This is a genomic window from Pseudomonas gingeri (assembly GCF_013386115.1).
Taxonomy (GTDB): Bacteria; Pseudomonadota; Gammaproteobacteria; order Pseudomonadales; family Pseudomonadaceae; genus Aquipseudomonas; species Aquipseudomonas gingeri.
Map to the genome: position 1 here is coordinate 15,163 of NZ_JACAOR010000002.1, position 22,690 is coordinate 37,852.

General features: G+C 64.3%; 21 protein-coding genes and 1 pseudogene. 15 read left to right on the top strand and 7 right to left on the bottom strand.

Going from position 1 to position 22,690, the window contains the following annotated elements; translation table 11 throughout:
* Positions 1 to 176 precede the first annotated feature (176 nt).
* Positions 177 to 356: a hypothetical protein gene (locus HX881_RS04950; protein ID WP_017125137.1), complete on the top strand. Its 180-nt coding sequence runs from the start codon at positions 177 to 179 to the stop codon at positions 354 to 356.
* Positions 357 to 366: 10 nt separating this feature from the next.
* Here the strand turns inward: HX881_RS04950 and HX881_RS04955 are convergent, their stop codons facing one another.
* Both HX881_RS04955 and HX881_RS04960 read right to left on the bottom strand, forming a co-directional pair.
* The gene (locus tag HX881_RS04955) at positions 367 to 1,554 is read right to left on the bottom strand and encodes a multidrug effflux MFS transporter (protein ID WP_177083239.1); all 1,188 of its coding nucleotides are present in this window, start codon (positions 1,552 to 1,554) and stop codon (positions 367 to 369) included.
* A 172-nt stretch (positions 1,555 to 1,726) separates the two neighbouring features.
* Positions 1,727 to 1,927 carry a heavy-metal-associated domain-containing protein gene (locus HX881_RS04960; RefSeq protein ID WP_017125135.1) on the bottom strand — a complete coding sequence of 67 codons (201 nt, stop codon included), beginning with the start codon at positions 1,925 to 1,927 and terminating at the stop codon, positions 1,727 to 1,729.
* A 146-nt stretch (positions 1,928 to 2,073) separates the two neighbouring features.
* On the opposite strand from HX881_RS04960, the gene HX881_RS04965 reads away from it, so the two are divergent.
* The 3 genes from HX881_RS04965 (at position 2,074) to cueR (ending at position 5,350) form a co-directional block, all read left to right on the top strand.
* A complete protein-coding gene (locus tag HX881_RS04965) occupies positions 2,074 to 2,460 on the top strand; it encodes a hypothetical protein (protein WP_177083241.1) in 387 nt (128 codons plus the stop codon).
* Between the two features lie 84 nt (positions 2,461 to 2,544).
* Complete coding sequence (locus HX881_RS04970; protein ID WP_177083243.1) at positions 2,545 to 4,932, top strand: heavy metal translocating P-type ATPase; 2,388 nt, start codon at positions 2,545 to 2,547, stop codon at positions 4,930 to 4,932.
* Positions 4,933 to 4,942: 10 nt separating this feature from the next.
* Positions 4,943 to 5,350 (top strand): Cu(I)-responsive transcriptional regulator, encoded by a 408-nt coding sequence (gene cueR, locus HX881_RS04975; RefSeq protein ID WP_017125133.1) that lies wholly within the window; start codon positions 4,943 to 4,945, stop codon positions 5,348 to 5,350.
* 135 nt (positions 5,351 to 5,485) lie between these two features.
* On the opposite strand, the gene HX881_RS04980 is transcribed toward cueR, so the two are convergent.
* A complete protein-coding gene (locus HX881_RS04980) occupies positions 5,486 to 6,385 on the bottom strand; it encodes a PA4780 family RIO1-like protein kinase (protein ID WP_017125132.1) in 900 nt (299 codons plus the stop codon).
* A 595-nt stretch (positions 6,386 to 6,980) separates the two neighbouring features.
* On the opposite strand from HX881_RS04980, the pseudogene HX881_RS33115 reads away from it, so the two are divergent.
* Positions 6,981 to 7,913, top strand: a pseudogene (locus HX881_RS33115) (cache domain-containing protein); the annotation flags it as partial.
* Between the two features lie 129 nt (positions 7,914 to 8,042).
* On the top strand, positions 8,043 to 8,771 hold the full coding sequence (locus HX881_RS33120) for a methyl-accepting chemotaxis protein (protein WP_377652934.1): 729 nt from the start codon (positions 8,043 to 8,045) through the stop codon (positions 8,769 to 8,771).
* A gap of 11 nt (positions 8,772 to 8,782) precedes the next feature.
* Here HX881_RS33120 and HX881_RS04990 read toward each other — a convergent pair whose 3' ends face one another.
* Together HX881_RS04990 and HX881_RS04995 are read right to left on the bottom strand one after the other, a co-directional pair.
* Entirely contained in the window at positions 8,783 to 9,571 is a 789-nt protein-coding gene (locus tag HX881_RS04990; RefSeq protein ID WP_042934928.1) for an AraC family transcriptional regulator, read from the bottom strand.
* Positions 9,572 to 9,822: 251 nt separating this feature from the next.
* Positions 9,823 to 11,100, bottom strand: a complete 1,278-nt coding sequence (locus HX881_RS04995) for an acetyl-CoA C-acetyltransferase (RefSeq protein WP_177083245.1) — start codon at positions 11,098 to 11,100, stop codon at positions 9,823 to 9,825.
* Positions 11,101 to 11,220: 120 nt separating this feature from the next.
* On the opposite strand from HX881_RS04995, the gene HX881_RS05000 reads away from it, so the two are divergent.
* The 7 genes from HX881_RS05000 to HX881_RS05030 all read left to right on the top strand — a co-directional run bounded on the left by HX881_RS05000 (position 11,221) and on the right by HX881_RS05030 (position 17,972).
* The gene (locus HX881_RS05000; protein ID WP_017125596.1) at positions 11,221 to 12,573 is read left to right on the top strand and encodes a 3-oxoacyl-ACP reductase; all 1,353 of its coding nucleotides are present in this window, start codon (positions 11,221 to 11,223) and stop codon (positions 12,571 to 12,573) included.
* 2 nt (positions 12,574 to 12,575) lie between these two features.
* Positions 12,576 to 13,430, top strand: coding sequence for a MaoC family dehydratase (locus tag HX881_RS05005; RefSeq protein ID WP_177083247.1), 855 nt, complete (start codon positions 12,576 to 12,578; stop codon positions 13,428 to 13,430).
* Between the two features lie 135 nt (positions 13,431 to 13,565).
* Complete coding sequence (locus HX881_RS05010) at positions 13,566 to 13,871, top strand: MazG-like family protein (protein ID WP_017125598.1); 306 nt, start codon at positions 13,566 to 13,568, stop codon at positions 13,869 to 13,871.
* A complete protein-coding gene (locus HX881_RS05015) occupies positions 13,868 to 14,617 on the top strand; it encodes a methyltransferase domain-containing protein (RefSeq protein ID WP_017125599.1) in 750 nt (249 codons plus the stop codon). Before HX881_RS05010 ends, HX881_RS05015 begins: the two co-directional genes overlap by 4 nt.
* A gap of 13 nt (positions 14,618 to 14,630) precedes the next feature.
* A complete protein-coding gene (locus tag HX881_RS05020) occupies positions 14,631 to 15,239 on the top strand; it encodes a DUF4136 domain-containing protein (RefSeq protein WP_177083249.1) in 609 nt (202 codons plus the stop codon).
* A gap of 30 nt (positions 15,240 to 15,269) precedes the next feature.
* A complete protein-coding gene (locus HX881_RS05025) occupies positions 15,270 to 15,833 on the top strand; it encodes a DUF4136 domain-containing protein (RefSeq protein ID WP_017125601.1) in 564 nt (187 codons plus the stop codon).
* 159 nt (positions 15,834 to 15,992) lie between these two features.
* On the top strand, positions 15,993 to 17,972 hold the full coding sequence (locus tag HX881_RS05030; RefSeq protein WP_177083251.1) for a pilus assembly protein TadG-related protein: 1,980 nt from the start codon (positions 15,993 to 15,995) through the stop codon (positions 17,970 to 17,972).
* On the opposite strand, the gene HX881_RS05035 is transcribed toward HX881_RS05030, so the two are convergent.
* Together HX881_RS05035 and HX881_RS05040 are read right to left on the bottom strand one after the other, a co-directional pair.
* Positions 17,969 to 20,722: a PAS domain-containing sensor histidine kinase gene (locus HX881_RS05035; protein ID WP_177083253.1), complete on the bottom strand. Its 2,754-nt coding sequence runs from the start codon at positions 20,720 to 20,722 to the stop codon at positions 17,969 to 17,971. The two genes, HX881_RS05030 and HX881_RS05035, sit on opposite strands and share 4 nt — an antisense overlap.
* Positions 20,719 to 21,159 carry a TadE family protein gene (locus HX881_RS05040; protein WP_017125604.1) on the bottom strand — a complete coding sequence of 147 codons (441 nt, stop codon included), beginning with the start codon at positions 21,157 to 21,159 and terminating at the stop codon, positions 20,719 to 20,721. Before HX881_RS05040 ends, HX881_RS05035 begins: the two co-directional genes overlap by 4 nt.
* A gap of 75 nt (positions 21,160 to 21,234) precedes the next feature.
* Between HX881_RS05040 and HX881_RS05045 the strand changes: the two genes are divergently transcribed.
* Both HX881_RS05045 and HX881_RS05050 read left to right on the top strand, forming a co-directional pair.
* A complete protein-coding gene (locus tag HX881_RS05045) occupies positions 21,235 to 21,705 on the top strand; it encodes a prepilin peptidase (protein ID WP_017125605.1) in 471 nt (156 codons plus the stop codon).
* A gap of 125 nt (positions 21,706 to 21,830) precedes the next feature.
* Positions 21,831 to 22,616 (top strand): response regulator transcription factor, encoded by a 786-nt coding sequence (locus HX881_RS05050; protein ID WP_017125606.1) that lies wholly within the window; start codon positions 21,831 to 21,833, stop codon positions 22,614 to 22,616.
* The last annotated feature ends 74 nt before the right edge of the window (positions 22,617 to 22,690 follow it).

Below are 22,690 nucleotides of genomic sequence, written 5' to 3' on the forward strand. Positions count from 1 at the left end.
CGGGGGCAAGCCCCCTCCCACCCTTGGTCAGGGCGCATAGCCCTGCCGTTCCCGCAGGTCATTCAAGACCTACAAGACAAGCGGAAATACCGTCAGTCAGATCCTTGATCCCTGTCATCCCAGCGAACGTATTCAGGTTTACACTGGCCGCCTTTGCCAACCAAAGGAAGTCAGCCATGAAGATCCTTGTAAAAGAGTTAGCAAAACCCCACGGCAGCCAATGGCAGGTCCGGCTCGATCAGCATGCGGTCACCTTCCGCAGCGAAACCGAAGCCCGCGCCTTTGTCAGCACGCTGCAAGCACGCCTGCACGCCCCTCATTCCTTTCCAGAACAGCAACGGCAAGCCGTCGGCTGATCCGCGTCATCTAGCTCTGGGCGACTCGTGCGTTCTCGAGACGACGAGTCCCCATGGCAACCATCACCGCCAGCACCCCGCACAGGCCGATCACCAGCGCCATCGGCGTGGCGCTGCCGTCATGCAACAGCCCGACCAGCGACGCCGCGCCCGCCGCGACGCTGAACTGCAGGCAACCGAACATCGCCGAAGCGCTGCCGGCCCGTGCCCCCTGGCCACGCATGGCGCAGGCCGCCGCATTGGGAATGATGCAACCCAGGCTGGAAATGCAGATGAACAGCGGGACCAGCAGCGGCCAGAGCTGCGCGGTATGCAGGGTGCTGATGCCCAGCAGCGTGAGTCCCGCCGCCAGATAGACCCACACCGCACGCGCCAGCAGAAAGGCCGGCCCGCGCTTGCCGAGCAGGCGCGCGTTGATCTGCGCCACCAGGATGAATCCCGCCGCGTTGCTGCCGAACAGCCAGCCATAGTGCTCGGCGGGAACCCCATACAATTTGATGAAGACGAAGGGCGAACCGGCGATGTAGGCGAACATCCCGGCAATGGCGATCCCGCCGGTCAGGGCATGGCCGAAGAACACCCGGTCCGACAGCAGGCTGGCGTACTGGCGCAACGCCCCCGACAGCGGTTGCCGCGGTTGAGTGGCCGGCAGGCTTTCCGGCAGGCCCAGGGCCACGGCGACGGCGGACAACGCGCTGAACAGGGTCAGCACGATAAAGATCGACTGCCAGCCGTAGAGATTGACCAGCACGCCGCCGAGCATCGGTGCCAGGATCGGCGCCAGGCCAGTCACCAGCATCAGCTGCGAAAAGACCTTGGCCGAACCGATGGCGTCACACTTGTCGCTGACCACCGCCCGGGAAATCACCGCCCCCGCGCAACCGCCGAGCGCCTGCAGGAAACGCGCGGCGATCAGCCATTCCAGGTTCGGGGCGAAGGCGCAGGCCAGGGACGCCAGGGTGAACAGGAACACCCCGACCAGCAACGGCCCCCGCCGACCAAAGCGATCCGCCAATGGCCCGTAGACCAGTTGCCCGATGGACAGCCCGAGGAAATAAACCGCCAGCGTCAGCTGGATATGCTTTTCATCGGTGCCGAAGGCGATGGCCATCGACGGGAAACCCGGCAGGTAGAAGTCGATGGCCAGGGGCGCGAAAGCGCTCAGGGCCCCGAGGATGAGGATCAATCGTAGGTTCATCGGGCATCCGGTAGCAGTGCGTGCAGCCGCCTAGTCTAACTGCGCGGGGATGCCTTGAACATTCCGATAGGTCGCTAACTAAATAAATGACCGGGAAATTCCAGGGGTTGCCAGGCCGCTCCGGGCACGGCCTGGTGCTGTCCCACGCAGAGCGGCGGAACGATCGGAGCGGTCAACTCGCCAGCTGCACCGCGTAACCTTCATCGCTGATCACGCTGATGACCTCGTCGGCCGACAACCGGCTCTGCACGCCGACTTCCTTCGCCCCGAGGTCCACCTGCACGCTGGCCGCCGGATCGCGGGCCTGCACGGCCTGGGTGATGGCCTTGACGCAGTGACCGCACGACATGCCCTGGACATTGAAGATTTGCATGACACTTCTCCTGTATTGAGGTTGGGAACAGTCTCAAGCTTGCCATCGTGGCAAGGTCAAGTTCCTCGTGAAGCTGCCGGGCTGGCATTTCGCTCGCCCCTGCGCCAAGCTTCGTCATCGACGATCCAACCGTAGGAGATTCAGCCATGCGCTGGTCAGTTTTCAGCCTGTTCGGCCTTCTCAGCCTTTTCGGTGCGACACCCTTTGCCAGCGCCGCCGGAGAAAACTACGGGGTGCTGATCATCTCCCGTGAGCGCCTGGAGGTTTCGACGCCTTGCGAAATCGGCGTCTACCTGCAGGATCAATTGTCGGCGCGACTGTTCCAGGAACAGGCCACCTCCTTCAACCTGCCGCCCGGCGATGTTTCCGTGCGCCTCAAGGCGCTGCCGGGCCAGGCCCCTGGCTGTAACGCGAGCATGCTGGCGGCCCCGCAGCAACTGATCAAGCTCAATGGCGGGGATGTGCGCAAGTTCGCCATTGTCGCCGGGCCGAACGGACTGCGCCTCAAGCAGGTGCCGCTGGGTTATCAGTAAGTCGAACCCTGCGCAAAAGAGAGGCTTGACCTTGCCAAGGTGGCAAGGTTGATCCTGTGGGCAACTTCTCCAGGAGTATCGCCCATGCTCGAATCCACTCTTTTCGACCTGCCGATCGCCGGCATGACCTGCGCCAGTTGCGCCGGCAGAGTCGAACGCGCCTTGCGCAAAGTAACGGGGACCAGCGCGGTCAGCGTCAATCTCGCCACCGAACAGGCCCGCGTCCAGGCCCCCGCCGACAGCTTGCCGGCACTGCTGCAGGCCGTCGAACAGGCCGGTTACCAAGTGCCCAGCCAGAGCCTGGAACTGAGCATCGGCGGCATGACCTGCGCCTCCTGCGCCGGCCGCGTCGAGCGAGCCCTGAGCAAGGTCGCCGGGGTGCGTAGCGTCAGCGTCAACCTGGCCAATGAACGGGCCCACCTCGAATTGCTTGGCCAGGTCGATCCGGCGCTGCTGATCGCCGCCGTCGGCGCCGCCGGTTATTCCGCCACCCTGCGTCAGAGCGAAGCCGCCACGGCCCAGGTGCAACAGCAGCGCCTGAGCCGCGAGCGCTGGTCGCTGCTGCTGGCCATCGCCCTGGCGCTGCCGCTGGTGTTGCCGATGCTCGCCCAGCCCTTCGGCTACGACTGGATGCTGCCGGCCTGGCTGCAATTCGCCCTGGCGACGCCGGTGCAGTTCATCTTCGGCGCACGCTTTTATGTCGCCGCGTGGAAAGCGGTCAAAGCCGGAGCCGGCAATATGGACCTGCTGGTAGCCCTCGGCACCAGCGCCGGTTACGGCCTGAGCCTCTACCAATGGGCCAACGCCGGCCACGGCCATATGCCCCATCTGTATTTCGAAGCCTCGGCGGTGGTGATCGCCCTGGTGCTGCTGGGCAAATACCTCGAAAGCCGCGCCAAGCGCCAGACCGCCAGCGCCATCCGTGCCCTCGAAGCCTTGCGCCCGGAACGGGCGATCCAGGTGATCGACGGCCGCGAACAGGACGTCGCCATCAGTGCCTTGCGCCTCGACGACCTGGTGCTGGTCAAGCCCGGCGAACGTTTTCCGGTGGATGGCGAAGTGGTCGAAGGCCAGAGCCATGCCGACGAGGCCCTGATCAGCGGTGAAAGCCTGCCGGTGCCGAAGCAGCCGGGAGACAAGGTCACCGGCGGCGCCATCAACGGTGAAGGCCGGTTGCTGGTCAAGACCCAGGCGCTGGGGGCGGAAACCGTGCTCGCACGGATCATCCGCCTGGTGGAGGACGCCCAGGCGGCCAAGGCGCCGATCCAGAAGCTGGTGGACAAGGTCAGCCAGGTATTCGTCCCGAGCGTACTGCTGCTGGCCCTGGCGACGCTGGTCGGCTGGTGGCTGCACGGCGCGCCCCTGGAGACCGCCCTGATCAATGCCGTGGCGGTGCTGGTGATCGCCTGCCCGTGTGCCCTGGGCCTGGCCACCCCGACCGCGATCATGGCCGGTACCGGCGTCGCCGCGCGCCATGGCATCCTGATCAAGGATGCCGAAGCCCTTGAGCGCGCCCATGAAGTCAGCGCCGTGGTCTTCGACAAGACCGGCACCCTGACCTCCGGCACCCCGCGGATTGCCCACTTCAGCGCCGTGGACGGTGACGAAGCACTCGCCCTGCAACTGGCCGGCGCTCTTCAGCGTGGCAGCGAACACCCGCTGGCCAAGGCGGTACTCGATGCCTGCGCGGAACGTGGCCTGGCAGTGGCGGATATCCATAACAGCCGCTCATTGACCGGACGCGGTATCGCCGGCGAACTCGACGGCCGTGCCCTGGCCCTGGGCAACCGCCGCCTGCTGGACGAAAGCGGCCTGGCGGCCGGAACCCTGGAGGCAACGGCGAGCGCCTGGGAGGCCGAGGGCCGCACCTTGTCCTGGCTGATCGAGCAGAGTCCACAGCCACGGGTGCTGGCCCTGTTCGCCTTCGGCGACACCCTCAAGCCAGGTGCCCGGCAGGCCATCGAGCAGTTGCAGGCGCGCCATATCAGCAGCCACCTGCTGACCGGCGATAACCGCGGCAGCGCCCGGGTGGTCGCCGAAGCCCTGGGTATCCGCGATGTGCATGCCGAAGTGCTGCCGGCGGACAAGGCCGCCACGGTCAGCGAACTGAAGAAGAGCGGCGTCGTCGCCATGGTCGGCGACGGCATCAATGACGCCCCCGCCCTGGCCGCCGCGGATATCGGCATCGCCATGGGCGGCGGCACCGATGTCGCCATGCATGCCGCCGGCATTACCCTGATGCGCGGCGATCCACGGCTGGTGCCGGCGGCGCTGGAAATCAGCCGCAAGACCTATGCGAAGATCCGGCAGAATCTGTTCTGGGCATTCGTCTATAACCTGATCGGTATCCCGCTGGCCGCCTTCGGCCTGCTCAACCCGGTGCTGGCGGGGGCGGCCATGGCCCTTTCCAGCGTCAGCGTGGTCAGCAATGCCTTGCTGCTCAAGACCTGGAAACCCGAAGACCTCGACTGAAGGAGATGGCATGAACATCGGCCAAGCAGCCCGCCAGAGCGGGCTGAGCGCAAAGATGATTCGTTATTACGAATCCATCGGCCTGCTCAAGGCAGCCACGCGCACGGACAGCGGCTATCGCCTGTACGGAGCGGACGAGTTGCATACCCTGGCGTTTATCAAGCGCTCGCGGGACCTGGGGTTTTCCCTGGAGGAAGTCGGCAAGTTGCTGACGCTGTGGCAGGATCGCCAGCGCGCCAGCGCCGACGTGAAGGCCCTGGCCCGGCAACATATCGACGAGTTGAACCGCAAGATCAGCGAACTCGCCGGGCTGCGCGATACCCTGCAGGACCTGGTGGAGCACTGCCAGGGCGATCACCGCCCGGACTGCCCGATCCTCAAGGACCTGGCATCGGGGAACTGTTGCGAGCCAACCTGAGCCCGCCCCAGGATCGTTGATCGTTCCCACGGTCCCCGTGGGAATGCAGCCCGTGACGCTCTGCGTCACAAGAGCGGACGCGGAGCATCCTGAGAGGCATTCCCACGCAGAGCGTGGGAACGATCAGCAACACGATCAGTGCTGCATCCAGGGCGGTGGCGGCTCTTCGGCCAGCTTGCCCGGCGGGGCGTCGTCTGCCGAACGGATGGCCTGGCGACGTTCTTCGTCGAAACGTGCCGCTTCGATCTCGCGCAGTACGCCACCGACATCCGCCAGCTCTTCCGGATCGTCGAACTCGCCGGTCAGGACGCTGGCCGGATGCAAGGTGCCCGCCTCGTACAGGGCCCACATTTCCTTGGCATAACGGGTGCGCCGCAGTTCCGGGGCAAACCGGCCGAAATAGGAGGCCATGTTGCCGACGTCACGCTCGAGCATGCTGAACGCGTGGTTGTTGCCGGCCGCATCCACCGCCTGGGGCAGGTCGATGATCACCGGGCCATCCGGCGTCAGCAACACATTGAACTCCGACAGGTCACCGTGCACCAGACCGGTACACAGCATCAGCACGATCTGCGAAATCAGGAACGCGTGGTACTCGCGCGCCTGGTCCGGCTCCAGGACCACGTCATTGAGACGCGGCGCGGCATCGCCGTACTCGTCCGCCACCAGTTCCATCAACAGCACGCCTTCGAGGAAATCGAACGGTTTGGGCACCCGTACGCCGGCGCTGGCCAGACGGAACAGGGCCGCCACCTCGGCGTTCTGCCAGGCGTCCTCGGTTTCCTTGCGGCCGAACTTCGAGCCCTTGGCCATCGCGCGGGCCTGACGACTGTTACGCACCTTGCGGCCTTCCTGATACTCGGCCGCCTGACGAAAACTTCGTTTATTCGCCTCCTTGTAAACCTTGGCGCAACGCAGCTCGTTGCCACAGCGCACCACGTAAACAGCTGCTTCTTTGCCACTCATGAGTGGGCGCAGCACCTCGTCGACCAGACCGTCCTCGATCAGGGGTTCAATGCGTTTTGGAGTCTTCATCAGCTTTTATTGTGGGTCCTTTATTACCAAACACGCGAATGTCACTCGTTGTACGGCCATCCTCTCACAGCAGGAAGGAAGATGCCGACCTCGAATGTTCTCCAATGCACTCAATGTGCCAGATTACCGCGGCAAATCCACGAGCCCCAAGGATAATAGCTGACACTCATCAGACCACTACCAGGTGGGCACTCTGTCAGTTCCGACCATTGCCAGCCGTCGAATACTCGGCAAAAACGGGAATTTTCGCCAGACGGCCTCAATTTTTTCCTGGCCGAGCCGAAGCGCTCAGAGACAGAGGAGCGTTTGTCGGACAATCAGCACACCGCCCGCGAAACGGATTTTCAACACCGCAAGACTTTCACAGCAGCCCAGCTTCGCGCGCCATCGGTACGTCGTGGGCCCACAAGAAAAAAATCTGGAAGAATCTGGAGCGCGGATGAACATCAAGCAAAAACTGACCTGGGCGTTTGCAATCGTCGCCTGTTTGCCGGTGGTGCTGGTCGCCACCCTGGTGGTAATGAACCTGCGCAGCGAAGCGCGCAACAGCTTTGCCGACGGCAGCGGCCGGGAGATCCGCCAGGTCAGCAACGCCATGCAGCTGTTCTTCGAAGGCATCAGCCAGAACGTCGAATACCTGGCCAACCAGCCGCTGATCAAGAACAGCGATGGCAGCCTCAAGACCTACATGAGCGCCGATGCCGCCAAGGTCCCCCAGGGCGACATGGACAAGCAGGTCTACACCTTCCTCGAAGCCCTGGGCACCAGCCATCCGGCCTATGCCTACGCGATCATCGGCACCGAAGCCGGCGGCTACGTGTCCTGGCCCGACGATCCGAAGCTGAGCAACTACGACCCGCGCCAGCGCCCCTGGTACAAGACCGCCATGGCCAACCCGGGCAAGCCGCTGCGCACCGCCGCCTATTACTGGGCCCAGGACGACGCGACCTACGTCAGTACCGTGCGCACCGTAGCCAACAAGCTCGGCAACCCGGGCGGCGTGGTCAGCATCGACGTGACCCTCAAGCAGCTCACCGAGATCGTCAAGCAGATCAAGCTCGGTGAAAGCGGCTACCTGATGCTGCTGGAAAACAGCGGCAACCTGCTGGTCGACCCCAAGCAGCCGGAACACAACTTCAAGGCCCTGGGCAGCCTGGGCAGCGGTTACGCCGACCTGGCCAAGGCCGGCAAGGGCCTGGTGGAAGTCGAACTCAACGGCGAGCACTACATGGCCAATATCTGGCCTTCGGAACAACTGGGCTGGACCTTTATCGGCCTGGTCAAGCAAAGCGAAGTCATGGGCACGGCCAACCAGCTGACCTGGCTGATCGCGATCATCGCCGCCGTGCTCGCGGTGATCTTCGCCATCGTCGGCGCCAGTTTCGCCAGCCTGATCGTACGGCCGATCCGCAGCGTCTCCAGCGGCCTGGAAGGCATCGCCCAGGGCAACGGCGACCTGACCCAGAACCTGCAGATCCGCGGCAGCGACGAAACCGCGCAACTGGCGAGCTGGTTCAACCAGTTCCTGGCGGCGATCCGCAGCCTGATCCAGCATATCGGCCTGTCGGCGAACAAGATCCTCGACTCGTCGCGTAATTCCACCCGGGTATCGGGCGACATGGCCGACGCCGCCGGGCGCCAGCGTGAAGCGGTGGACATGGTGTCCACGGCGTTCCACGAGATGGTCGCCACCGCCAACGAAGTCGCGCGCTCCTGCAGCCAGGCCGCCGAGTCCGCCGACAGCGGCCAGCGCCAGGCCCGCGAAGGCCAGCAGCAGATCGATGCAGCCGTGCACAGCGTCGATCAGTTGAGCCAGGAGATCGAACAGTCGGCCCAGTCCATGCAGCAACTGGAAAGCGACAGCAACAACATCCAGTCGATCCTCGGCACGATCCGCTCCATCGCCGAGCAGACCAACCTGCTGGCGCTGAACGCCGCCATCGAGGCCGCTCGCGCCGGCGAACAGGGTCGCGGGTTTGCCGTGGTGGCCGACGAAGTGCGCGCCCTGGCCAAGCGCACCGCGGATTCCACGGCGGAAATCGATGGCCTGCTGGGCAACCTGGCCAAGCGCACCAGCCAGGTCGCGCAACAGATGCATGCCAGCCTGGAGGTCTCGCAACAATCGGTGACCCGCATCGGCCTGGCGCGCACCAGCTTCGGGCAGATCCGCGAGTCGGTGGACGTGATCCGCGACATGAACACCCAGATCGCCACGGCGGCGGAAGAACAGCATCAGGTGGCCGAAGACATCAACCGGCATATCAGCCAGATCCATGGCGATGCGCAGTTGGTGGCGGAACTGGCGAACTCGGCACGGCTCGATTCCCAGAGCCTGGCGGGTCTGTCCAGCGAGCTGGATGGCCTGGTGAAACGCTTCCGGACCTGAGTCGGGGGCGACTAGCGGAACAACTCTCCCGGCGTATAACCGAACAGGCCCTTGAAGGCCGCGATATACGCCGAGGTGGAGTCATAGCCGCAGGACAGCGCGGCCCGGGTCACGCTGTCGCCCTCTTCCAGGGCACTGAGCGACGACAGCAGGCGCATGCGCTGGCGCCAGCCGCGAAAGCTCAGGCCGGTCTCGCGCTGGAACAGGCGCATCAGGGTCTTCTCGGACATGCCCAGGCGCACCGCCCATTCGCTCAAGGTCACGCCCTGCTCCGGGCTTTCGATCAACTCGTTGCACAATCCCAACAACCGCGGATGGCGGGGCAACGGCAGGGAAAAGCCGACCTCCGGCAGACTCGCCAACTGGTCCAGCAACACCTGCACCAACCGCGCCTGGGCGCTGCCCTCCTGGGGATAATCCGCCGGCAGCAGGCAGAAGCTCTTGATCAGTTCCCGCGCCAGCGGCGTCACCTCCAGCACCCGGCAGCGCTCCGCCGCCCACGGGCAATCCTCGCGGCGCACATACAGGCTGCGCATTTCCGCCTGCATCGAAGTCACCACCTCATGCTCCAGCCCGGCCGGAATCCACACGCCCCACTGTGGCGGGGCAAAGAAACTGCCTTCGGAGGTATGCACCCCGAGCACGCCGCTGATGGCATAGGAAAACTGTACCCAGTCATGGCGGTGGCGCGGCGTCCAGGAGCCGGCATTCAGGCTTTCGGCACGGGCATAGAGCGGGCGCGGCAGGGCCGACAGCACGGGAATCTGTCTTTCGGGACCACGTTGTCCGTTGGTCGGCATGGATCACCCTTATGTCGCGCGATGGCTGGCGGGTGCGACCTTAGGCCAAGAACCTCCCGCCTGACAATGCCTTTGAAAACCTCTTTGCGATCCCAGTGAGCGGCCCTGTATGAGAGCAGCCCTGTGTGAGAGAGAGCTTGTATGGGAGCGGGCTTATGTGGGAGCGGGCTTGCCCGCGAAGAGGCCAGTGGATGCGCCAAAGGCTTCAGAGGCAAGCCCCTCCCACAGAGACCGCGAAGCTTTTGGCGGCCTCACCGCTCGATAATCGCCGTCACCCCCTGGCCACCGGCGGCACAGATAGAAATCAGGCCGCGCCCCTGGCCCGCCGTGTCGAGCAGCTTCGCCAGGCTCGCGACGATCCGCCCGCCGGTGGCGGCGAACGGATGCCCGGCCGCCAGGGAACTGCCCTTGACGTTGAGCTTGCCGCGGTCGATCGAGCCCAGCGGCGCGTCGAGGCCCAGGCGGGTCTTGCAGTACTCGGGATCTTCCCAGGCCTTCAGGGTGCACAGGACCTGGGCGGCGAAAGCCTCGTGGATCTCGTAGTAGTCGAAATCCTGCAGCGTCAGGTTGTTGCGCGCCAGCAGCCGCGGCACCGCATAGGCCGGCGCCATCAACAGCCCTTCGGCGCCCTTGACGAAGTCCACCGCCGCCGCTTCGCCGTCACGCAGATAGGCCAGGACCGGCAGCCCGCGCTCCCTGGCCCATTCCTCGCTGCCCAGCAGCACCAGCGAGGCACCGTCGGTCAGCGGCGTGGAGTTGCCCGCCGTCAGCGTGCCCTTGGCGCTGCGCTCGAACACCGGCTTGAGCGCCGCGAGCTTTTCCAGGGTCAGGTCCGCACGCAGGTTGTTGTCGCGGGTCAGGCCGAGAAAGGGCGTGAGCAGGTCGTCATGCCAGCCCTCGGCATAGGCCGCGGCCATCTTCTGGTGACTTTCCAGGGCCAGTTGATCCTGCTCGCCACGGGGAATGTTCCAGGTCTGCGCCATCAACTCGCAGTGCTGCCCCATGGCCAGCCCGGTACGCGGCTCGCCGTTGCGTGGCAGTTCCGGCTTCAGGTGATGCGGGCGCAATTGCAGCAGCGCCTTGAGCTTGTCGCCGGTGCTTTTGCTTCGATTGATTTGCAACAGGATCTGTCGAAGGCCTTCGTTGACCCCGATCGGCGCATCGGATGTGGTGTCGACGCCGCCGGCGATACCGCATTCGATCTGCCCCAGGGCAATCTTGTTCGCCACCAGCAGGGCCGCTTCCAGCCCGGTGCCGCAGGCCTGCTGGATATCGTAGGCCGGGGTCTGCGGCGACAGCCGCGAGCCCAGCACGCACTCGCGGGTCAGGTTGAAATCCCGCGAATGCTTGAGCACCGCCCCCGCCGCCACTTCACCGAGGCGCAGGCCATGCAGGTTGAAGCGTTCGATCAGGCCCTCCAGCGCCGCCGTCAGCATCGCTTGGTTGCTCGCGGTGGCATAAGGGCCATTGGAGCGGGCGAACGGGATGCGGTTGCCCCCGATAATGGCAACACGGCGCAACGAATTCATAAAAAACTCCCTATTATTTGAGTGACATTGCCGCTAAAAGAGTAGGCCCTTTCCTGCAAAACGAACCAGTGACGGTCCTTTGCGGTCAACCTTTGAACCCCTGCCGCCGGAGAGCGTTCCATGTCTGACCGTTATATCGACTTCGCCAACTCGACAATCGGTCAACGCCTGGTAGGCGCCCTCGGCCTGCCGGCGCCGACACGCCTGGAACGCTGGCAAGCCGGACGCCTGCGACCGGTGGAAGGCGCCCTGCTCCTGGGCGGCGGGCCACTGGCGGCAAAAGTCGGCGCATTCGCCCTGCGGCTGACCGATGCCGTCTATAGCTACGGCAGCGACGTGCCGGGATGCACCGCCTGGATTCCCGGCCACGGACCGAAGCTCAAGGCCCTGGTATTCGACGCCAGCGCGATTGTGCAGACCGACCAGCTCAAGCAGTTGCGCGAATTCTTCCAGCCGTTGCTGAGGAACCTGGAGTCCTGCGCCCATGTGGTGATCCTCGGCCGCGCCCCGCAAAGCCTGCGCGATCCTTTCGCGGCCAGTGCGCAACGGGCCCTGGAGGGCTTCAGCCGGTCGCTGGCCAAGGAATTGCGCAACGGCGGCACCTTGCAGTTGTTGCGGGTCGACGAGGATGCCGAAGATCAGCTCGAAGGCGCACTGCGCTTCTTTCTGTCGCCGAAGAGCGCCTACGTCAGCGGCCAGGTGCTGCACCTGGCGGCCTGCGCCAGCCAGGTCCAGGACTGGAGCCGCCCGCTGGCCGGGCGCAAGGCGCTGGTCACCGGCGCGGCGCGCGGTATCGGTGCGGCGATTGCCGAAACCCTGGCCCGCGACGGCGCCGAGATCATCCTGCTGGACGTACCACAGGCCAAGGCCGACCTCGATGCCCTCGCCGCCCGTCTCGGCGCGCGCAGCATTGCCCTGGACATCTGTGCCGAAGACGCCGCCACGCAACTGGTCGAGCAACTGCCCGATGGCCTCGATATTCTCGTCCACAACGCCGGCATCACCCGCGACAAGACCCTGGCGAACATGACGCCCGAGTTCTGGGACGCGGTACTGGCCGTCAACCTCAATGCCCCGCAGGTGCTGACCCGCGCCCTGCTCGACAGCGGCACCCTGCACGATGCCGGCCGGGTGATCCTGCTGGCGTCCATCAGCGGCATTGCCGGCAATCGCGGCCAGACCAACTATGCCGCGAGCAAGGCCGGGCTGATCGGCCTGGCCCAGGCCTGGGCCCCGCTGCTGGGCGAACGCGGCATCAGCATCAACGCCGTGGCCCCCGGTTTTATCGAGACACAGATGACCGCGCATATTCCCTTCGCCCTGCGCGAAGCCGGACGACGCATGAGCTCCCTGGGCCAGGGCGGCCTGCCCCAGGACGTCGCCGAGGCGGTGGCCTGGCTCGCCCAGCCGGGCTCGGGAGCGCTCAGCGGTCAAGCCTTGAGGGTCTGCGGACAAAGTGTATTGGGGGCCTGAACATGCAAGTGAATTGGCAGTACCTGACCATTGCCCCCGGGCTGCCGGGGTTGTACGTACGGGCCGCCCGGCGGCGCAAGATCACCGGTACCCAGTTGCCGGCCGAGGGCCTGTGCTGCTGGGTCACCGTCGACACCAAGCGTCTGGCGGCCTACCGCAAGGTCTGTGGATTTGCCGATACCGGCCTGATGCCGGCGACCTATCCCCATGTGCTGGCATTTCCCCTGCAAATGCAGTTGCTCACCGCCAAGGATTTTCCCTTCCCCCTGATGGGCTTGGTCCATTTGAGCAACCGCATCCGCATCCTGCGTCCGCTGGGCGGGGTCACCAGCCTGCGGGTCGGCGTCCAGGTGCAGAACCTGCAGCCCCATGCCAAGGGCGCGACCTTCGACCTGCTGACCCAGGTCGACGATGCCCTGGGGCCGTTGTGGGAAGCCGAGAGCCGCATGCTCTGCCGCGGAGTCGAGCTGGCGGGGGATGCGCCCGAGGAAGTCGACCGGCAACCTGGAGAACTGGCCGAACTGACCCGCTGGCAATGCCCGGCCGATATCGGCCGCCAATACGCCAGGGTTTCCGGCGACTACAACCCAATCCACCTGAGCGCTCTCAGTGCCAGGCTGTTCGGCTTTCCCCAGGCCATCGCCCATGGCCTGTGGAACAAGGCGCGGACGCTGGCCGCCCTGGGCAATCACCTGCCAGCGGCGAATATCGAAATCGACGTGACCTTCCGCAAGCCGGTGCGCCTGCCCAACGAAGTGCTGCTGTATGCCAGTGCGCCGGGATCGAGCGGGGAACTGCGCCTGACCGGCGCCGGAGAGCTGGAGCACATGACCGGCAACTGGCATCCCATCGGCTGAGCCACGACCGCCAAGCTGACAGCTTGCTGACCGTGATGAATATTTCATCCGCCCGCGGTGTTCTCCCAGTAGCAAGGCCCTTGCTTCCCGTTCTCATCCGCCGGAAGCTAGTCGCCTTGAAGGAGAACACTGCGCATGAACCTCGACGAACTGACCCAACGCCTGCACGGCATCCGTGATCGCAACGACTGGAAACAATTCCACAGCCCGAAAAACCTGGCGATGGCCGCCAGCGTGGAAATGGCCGAGCTGGTGGAGATCTTCCAGTGGCTGACGGAAGCCCAGTCGCGCCAGTTGCCGGCGGAAAAGCTGGCCCATGCCGGGCAGGAAGTCGGTGACATCATCCTTTATCTCCTGCTGCTGTGCAGCGAACTGGGGCTGGACATGAACGAAGTGGTGCGGGCCAAGCTGGCCGACAGCGAACGGCGGTTTGCCCAATGAGCGACCGTCATTTCGATCAACTGGCCACGCGCTTCGCCGAGAAGATCTACGGCGGTGCCAAGGGGGCGATCCGCCTGGCGGTGCTCCAGGCCGACCTCGCCGAAACCCTGCCGGACCGGCCATTGCGGGTACTGGACATCGGTGCCGGGCTGGGCCATATGTCGTTGTGGCTGGCCGAGCGCGGTCACCAGGTCACCCTCGCCGAACCCGCCGAGCCGATGCTCGAAGGGGCACGCCAGCGCTTCGCCGAGGCCGGCCAGCCGGCGACCTTTATCCAGGCGCCCTGGCAGGACCTGCTCGGGCAACTCACCGAGCCCTATGACCTGGTGCTGTGCCATGCGGTGCTGGAATGGCTGGCCGAACCCCATGCGATCCTGCCGGTGCTGCACCAGTTGACGCGACCACAGGGTTGGCTGTCCCTGGCCTTCTACAACCGTGATGCGCTGATCTACCGGAATCTGCTCAAGGGCCATTTCCGCAAGATGCGCAAGAACGACATGGCCGGCGAAAAGCAGAGCCTGACCCCGCAGCAGCCCCTCGATCCACGGGAGCTGGCGGCGCGACTCGAAGGCCTGTGGGCAGTCGAGACCCAGAGTGGCGTGCGGGTCTTCCACGACTACATGCCGGTCGAGTTCCAGGCCCGTGCCGAACTGATCGACCTGCTGGAAATGGAGCTGGCCCATCGTCGTCACCCAAGCTTTGCCGGGCTTGGGCGTTACCTGCACTGGATCTGCCGTCCGGTGTGATGCGGAGGATGCAATGAATCGCCGTTTTGTCCTGTTGACACTGTGCCTGGGGCTCGCCGCCTGTTCGAGCCCGAACCCTTATACCGCCGACTCGCGGCCGATCCCGCCGGCCCCACCGCAGGCGGCCGGGACCCTGGACCTGAGCGCGTACCCGGCACCGGCCCGCGACTATGGCCGCTATCGCACCTGGGCCTGGCTCAATGACCGGCTGCCCGCCGGCACGACCTGGGCCGATTCGGCGCAACTGGCCGAGATGGTCGGCAACGCCCTCGACGAGCAGGGTTTGCGGCCGCGTCGCGCCGGTGCCCCGGCAGACCTGCGGGTCAGTGCCGACGTGCATCTGGAAAAACGCCTGCGCCAGGTCCAGGAAGACTATGGCTATGCCGGCGCCTACGGTGGTGGTCCGTACGGAAACCGCTACGGTATGTATAACAGCGTGCCGATCGTGCGCACCTATGAAGTCCAGGTGCTCGTAGCGCGCATCAGCCTGTTCGACGCCGCGACCGGTCAGCCGGTCTGGAGCGCCAGTGCTGAAACCAGCAGCCAGGGCAACCAGCTCGAACGCGCGGATGCCTTGCGCGAAGCGGTGCACAAAGCCCTGGCCGCGTATCCACCCAGCTAGACAACCTCGCCAGGCAACCGGAGAAAAATCATGTTCCGCCGTCTCGCTTTAGTAGCTTTCGCTGTGCTGCTCAGTGCCTGCCAAACCGCCCAGGTCAGCCACGACTTCGACGCCAGCCGCGATTTCGCGGCGTATCGCAGCTGGAGCTGGAAAGAACCCGCCCTGCAATATCGGCCGGACGATCCACGGATCAAGAGTGACCTGACCGAGCAACGCATCCGCCAGGCGGTCAGTGAACAGCTCGACCAGCGTGGCTTGCGTCCTGCACCGGCCGGTGGCAAGGCCGATGTGCGGGTGCAGGCCTACCTGATCGTCGACAACCGCCAGCAGCAGATCAGCACCAACTACGGCGGTGGCTGGGGTGGCCCATGGCGTGGCGGCGGCTTCTGGGGCGGCCCGGGATACAGCGAAACCCGCAATGTCGACTATCAGGTCGCGACGATCCAGGTCGACCTGCTCGATGGCAAGGACGGCAAGCTGGTCTGGCGCGGCAGTGCCGAGCAGGTGGTCAACGAAACGCCAACCCCGGCCGAGCGCAGCGCCGCCATCAACAAGACCGTGGCCCAGGTGATGGCGAACTATCCGCCCCGCTAGCAGCTAGCGGCAGCCCAGGCGCCAATACACTTCTGCCCCTCCCGCCTTCCATCAGTCGCCAAACCGGCGACTCGCCAGCCCCCCCTTCCAGCCTTGACTACACTGCCATGCAATACAGGAAAGTAAGCGCTCGGCCATGCGCCGGCAAAGGAGTGCTCGATGTCTTTCCCTCGCCGTCCAATGGCGTTCCGCGGCCCGTCGAGGCAACGCGGCGCAATCGGCCTGATGGCCGCCCTGACCCTGGGGCTGGCGCTGTTGTGCATGGTGGTGGTGGTTGATAGCGGGCGGTTGTATCTGGAAAAGCGCTCATTGCAACGAGTAGCGGATTCGGCGGCGCTGGAAGCCATGAGCCGGGGGGGAAATTGCGTCGCGCCGGACGTTACAGCTGCCAGCTATGCCAATCAGAATGCCGTACGCAATGCCTTTGTCGTCGCCAACGGCAATCGCACGCTCACCACGACCTGCGGAACACTGGTGACCGGCGCCAACAATATTCGAACCTTCTCCGCCGACGCCACGAAATCCCAGGCCATCCGGGTGGTCGCCACCAGGACTGTCCCCACCAGTATTGCAGCCGGCATAGGTGCACTGTTCTCCGGCGCCGCCAACCTGAACACGACACTGACGGCGACCGCCGTTGCCTCCCCAAAACCTTTGCCGCCGCTGGCACAGTTGACCATTCGCAGCACGCTGGTCACGGTCGATTCGAGCAAATCAGCGGCCCTCAACCTGTTGCTCGGTCAGATGCTGGGGGGCAACCTCAATCTGAGCGTGGCGGGTTGGCAAGGCCTGGTCGATACCAATATCAACCTGCTGAGCTACATGAACCAACTGGCAATCGATCTGCACCTGTCTGCCGGAGACTACAACAGTGTTCTCAGCACCAATACCACCCTGACACGGCTGATTGATACAGCGATTACGGTCTTGACGGCGGGAGGGACGACGACCAGCATCGCAGTCAGCGGGCTGACCGACCTCAAAGCTGCGGTGGGCAATACCCAGGTCAAGTTAGGCGACTTGCTCAAACTGCAAACCGCAACGCCGTCCTCCGGACTGGACGCCACCCTTCAAGTCTTTCAACTGGTCGAAGCATTCGTCCAGTTGGCAAATACCAAGAACGGCGCCGTCGCGAGCATACCGCTCAGCATCCCGGGATTGCTCAATGGCGGCGTCAAAGTGCAAGTCATCGAGCCTCCTCAGCTTTCCGCGACAGGTAATCCGCAGACAGCCATCGATAACCCCAATGATCCTGCCAGTCAGATTTATGTCCGCACTGCCCAAGTACGGACGATCGTCACATTGAGCCTGCCGGTACTGGATACTCCTCTCGTCAACGGCGTGCTGACGGGGCTCGTGGGAACACTCTCGGATACGTTGAACAATCTTCTGCACCTGAACATCGTGGGTGCATTGAACAGTCTACTTTGCCCGGTATCGTGTCAGAGGACCGACCTTAAAGTGCTGCCCACCGCCAGCATCAATATTGATCTCGAGGTCGGTAGTGCCGACAGCCACGTTACCGGATTCACTTGTTTGAATGACGCGACCAAGACACTGACTACACAAACCAATGCTTCGCTGGTCAAGGTAAAAGTCGGCTCCTTCGACCCTTCACACGCATTTGACTCTTCGAGCGACATAGTTGTAGCGCCGCTCCCCCTGGTGGATATTGGCGTAGTTACGTGCTCGCTTTTGGGAGGCTGCATCCCATCCACCCGAGTTCCATTTTATGGAGGAGGGATTGGATTGAGCATCGACAGCACGGCTGGTAATGCCACGGCAAACCGCAGTACCCACCAGTACAACCAGCCGCCGGAAATCAAACAACCTCCGCAATACTGGACGCAACCCACCTCCAACATCGTGGGAGATCTCACCGGGGCACTCACAGGCCTGAAGTTGAATATCTACAAACCGACAGGTTCGAATGTCCTGGGCAGCTTGCTGACAGGGATCGGCAACGTTCTCAACGATCTGAACACCACTCTGGGGGGCATAATCAGCGACGTGCTAACACCGCTACTCAATCCGATCTTGAACGGATTACTCAATAATCTTGGTATCAACCTGAATCAGATCGAAGTCGGCGCCAACCTCAGTTGCAAGCCACCGGGACGGGCCGAACTGGTGATCTAGTCCGTCAACACCAGCGGCAACTCCACACAGAACCGCGCCCCATCGTCGCCATTGCGCACGGTCATGCGCCCGCCCATGTTCTCGACGATGCCGTAGCTCACCGACAGCCCCAAGCCGGTGCCGATGCCCACCGGCTTGGTGGTGAAGAACGGTTCGAAGATCCGTTCCAGCAACCGGGGATCGATGCCACCGCCGTTGTCCTCGACGATCAGCCGCACGACCCGCTCATCGCGCTCGGCCGTGACCGAGATCCACGGCTCGAAATCGCGGTTTTTCTCGCGCTTGCTCAACAGCGCATCCCGGGCATTGACCATCAGGTTGATCAGCACCTGCTCCAGTTGATCGACAAAGCCGCGCACCTGGACCTCGAACTCGATCGGCGGCACGCGCAACTCTACGCCCTTGCCTTTCATCCCCTCGCTCAGCAGCGACAGCGTGCCTTCCACCGCCTGCACGGGGTTGAACGGCGCGGCCTCGATTTCCGAACGACGGCCGAACACCCGCATATGGTCGACCACCCGCGCCGCGCGCTGGACCTGGGCGTCGATGCGGTTGAGCTTGTCCTGCAGGTAGTCGATCTGCACATCGCCGTTGCCCAGGCGCTTGAGCACGTTGACGATGGCCATGCGCATCACGTTCAGCGGCTGGTTGATCTCGTGGGCCAGGCCGGTCGCCATCTCGCCGAGGGTGGCCATTTTCGCGCTCTGGGTCAGTTGCTGCTGGGAGCGACGGACCTCGGTGTTGTCGCGGCCCACGGCCTGGACTTCGAGCAACTGCCCCTGTTCATCGAACACGCCACGGTCCGACCAGATCCACCAGGCATGCTCGCGCCCTGGCAACTGCAGGCTGATTTCCGCGGTGCTCACCGGCTGTTCGGGGGTCAGTTGGGCCAGGCGCTGGACAAACGCCGCCTGTTGCTCCGGCGACATCCAGCTCCCCAGGTTCACCCCTGGCAGTTGCTCGGGCGCGCATTCCAGGTAGCCTGCCAGGGGCTTGTTGCCGAAAATCAGGGTCAGGTCCGGGCGGTAGCGACAGATCATCGCCGGCGAATCCTCCACCAGGATCCGGTAGCGTTCCTCGCTTTTCTCGATCCGCTCGGCGGCCAGGGTCGCCTCGGTGACATCCATCCACAAGCCCACCGCTTCCACCGGCAAGCCCAGGTCATCGCGCAACAGTCGCGCCTCATCCAGCAGCCAGTGGTACTCGCCGCCCTTGTCGCGGATCCGGTAGCGGCAACTGACATGGCCCTCGCGCAACAGCTGGCGGGTACGCTCGAAATAACGATCGCGGTCCTCGGGGTGAATCCATTGCACCAGGCCGCCCCCGGCACAGTCGGCCAATGCCAGGCCGAGCAGCGGCAGCAGGCTGTCGCTGAAGAACACCGGGACCAGGGCACCTTCGACATAGCGCTGGACATAGATCACCGCCGGCGAACTGGCGATCAGGTTGTCCAGCCGCGCATGGGCGGCGGCGGCGGCCTGTTCCTGGTTCTTGACGTCGCTGATATCGAGCATGAAGCCGACGATGCGCTGCGCCTCGCCTGCCCCCAGCGCCTGCCCCTGCAGTCGATACCAGCGGGCAGCGCCGGCCGGATCTTCCTGGTACAGGCGCACGCAGAGCAGCATGTCCTTGCCCTGCTGCAAGTCGCGCATGCGGCTGGCCAGTTCCTGGCGATCAGCGGGATGGATCAGGGCCAGCCATTCGTCCATGGACACTATCGAGGCCGTCTCGCCAAGCCCCAGGCCCATCGCCAATGACGCCGCCAGTTGCAATTCGTCCCTGGCCGGCGACCACTCCCACCAGCCCGTCCCCAGCAGCCCTTGCAACACGTCCAGGCGTTCCAGTTGCAGATGATGACGCTGCTGGCGCCAGCGGCTGAGCAGCGGCGCGGCCAGGGCCGCCGCCAGTAGCAGCCAATCCTGGTCCGTCAGCTCCGGTGCCCGTTGTTGTACCGGGTAGAAACCGCACAGCAGCCAGGCGGCCACGCCATGGTCATCGCGAAAGGGCACGAGGAAACCATCGGCATTGCCCATGAATCCCTGCAGGCGCAGGTGCTCGCTCAAGCCATCGCGCACGCCCAGGCGCAACGGCGCCATGCCGTTGAGGCTGTCCAGGCCGGTGCCCAGGGCCTGGCCGGTGTGCCAGAGCGTCGGCGCATCGTGACCCCGGTAGTGACTGTGGATCTGCCACTGTTGCTGCGACTCGTCCAGCAGGGCCAGGGCCACGCAGGGGATGTGCCAGCGCTGGGCGAGGCTCTGCAGTTGATCCGCCAGCACCTGCGGCAGGCGCGCCAGGCTGCACAGGCGCAATTGCTCGCTCAGCTGTGCGGCGAAATGCTGAAGGTGTTCGCGGCTCTCCGAAACCTGGTTGTGCCTGAGCAGGTCGCCGATATCCAGCGCCTGCAACAGCCAGCCCCCCTGATGCGACTGGAGCCAACCGCGGGTCTGCACGACTTGCCCGGCCAGGCCATTGAAGTCCAGGTCGAGGCTGTGCCCGAGCCAATCGGCCGGCACGCCTTCCACCGACAGCCGGCTGGACAGCGCCAGCAGGTCACGTAGCCGATACGGCCTGCCATGGGGCAATGCTGCGAGCCCGTGGCGCAACGGGCCGCCCACGCTGAGGACGTGCCCTTCTTCGTCGAGCTGGATCTGCAACCCCGCCGAGGAGGTGGTCGGCTCGGGCAGCAGGACAGGAGCCGGTTCGCCCGCCCGGCCGAGCAGGCGCCCGAACAGCTTCTCCCCTGAGTTCAAAACTGCATGCTCGTGGTCGAGGTGAGAGTGTCGGGCAGGCTGGGCACCGTGCCGATACCGGGCAGGACCAGGAAAGGCAGAACGTTGCGCAATCTCGAAGTTGGATAGCTGATCGTGACGGTGAGCACTTTCGCCGCGGTAAACTGCGTGGTGATATCACCGTTCTGAAAGTTCAGCGCCGTCGGGATCCAGCCCAGCCTCTGCTGCGCGGCGGCCTTGGCCGTGGTCTGAACCAAGGCCGGGTAGCCTGCGGCGTTCGGATCAACCGCCACCGCTTGTCGTGCCGCCTCGGCCGTCGCCGCGTTGAATGACTGCATCATCAGCAGCGGCAGGCTGTAGCTGACCAGCCCATAGAGCACCGCGAAAAAAATCACGAACACCAGCGCGAACTCGATGGCGGCGGCGCCTTTTTGCTTTTCGGGGAGGCTTGGGGTCATGACTGCGTCTACCCTGACAACTGCACGTAGCTATCAGCATAGAATCATTCGCCGGAAAGGGACGTTTTTTACCCGATGCACAGCCTTGTCCTGCTTCTCTGGTTCGCTCTCTGCGCCGCGCAGGATCTGCGCCAACGGGAAATCGCCAACAGCCTGACCCTGGGTGCCGCGGCACTGGCCCTGGCCTATCTGCTCTGGACCGGCACGACCTGGCTGGGGGCCACGGCGCAACAAGGCGGCTGGGCGTTTCTGCTGGCGTTGCTGTTCACCCTGCCCGGTTACGCCACCGGGCGACTCGGTGCCGGCGACGTCAAGCTGCTCGCCGCACTGGCGCTGGCGAGCGACAGCCGCTACCTGCTCGGCACCTTTATCGGCGCCGGCGTGGCCAGTGTCCTCTGGCTCTGGCTGGGCCCCAGGCTGTGGTCACGGCTGGGTCAACGTCTCAGGCATGTCCTGCGCCATCTCGAACCTGGCCTGTCAAGGAAACAGCCATTCGCGCCCTTCCTGTGGATCGGCCTTTTTTGTATGACACTCGGCATCCATTAGTCGCGGTCCAGGCTACTTCTATGTACATAGTAGGAAAGTGCGTCTACTTTAATTCAAAAGCCCCCGAAGCTGCGCGTGTGGGCAGGGAACTCGTAGTCATTGGCTCGTAAGGCATGGAGTGGCGCGTGAACAAGCTTGTATCGCAAGTGAAGGTGCTGGTAGTCGACGACCAGCCGCTGATCGTGGAAGAACTCTGCGAGTTTCTGGAAAGCAGCGGTTACCGCTGCATCCCCTGCCTCTCCAGCCGCCAGGCCATCGAGCGGTTCAGGGAAGATGCCAGCATCGGGCTGGTCCTGTGTGACCTGCACATGCCCGAGCTCGACGGCATCGAGCTGGTCCAGGAGCTGCAACGCCTGGCCGGCAAGCGGCGGATCTTCGAGTCGATCATGCTGACCGGCCGTGCCGACAAGCAGGACGTGATCAAGGCGTTGCGCGCCGGGATTGCCGATTACTACCAGAAGCCCGTGGACCTCGACGAATTGCTCGAAGGGATCCAGCGCCAGGAGGCGGTGATCGCCGAACGCAGCCAGAGTGACAACCTCGGTCACCTGAATCAGAAACTGCAGTTCCTCGCCGAGTCCATCGACGATCTCTATCACGACCTGGACATGGTTCGCCGTGCCCCCCAGGGCGCGCGTGATGTCGCTAGCGGGGACGATCCGAACGACGCCGACAACCTGGAAATACCGGCCATCTTCAATCAGCTGTCGCCCCGGCAGGTGGATGTGGCGCGGCTGGTGGGCAAGGGCCAGACCAACTACCAGATCGCCTGTGAACTGGGCATCACCGAAAACACCGTGAAGCTCTACGTGTCCCAGGTATTGCGCCTGACCCACATGCACAACCGTACGCAACTGGCCCTGGCCCTATCGCCCGGCGGTGCGCGCCAGCGGGACGTCACCGCGCACTGAGCGTCCCCGAGACCGGCGGTGCCCATCAGCACGCTTCGCGGGCAAGCCTGGCTCCCACAGTGTTGTGTCGCACA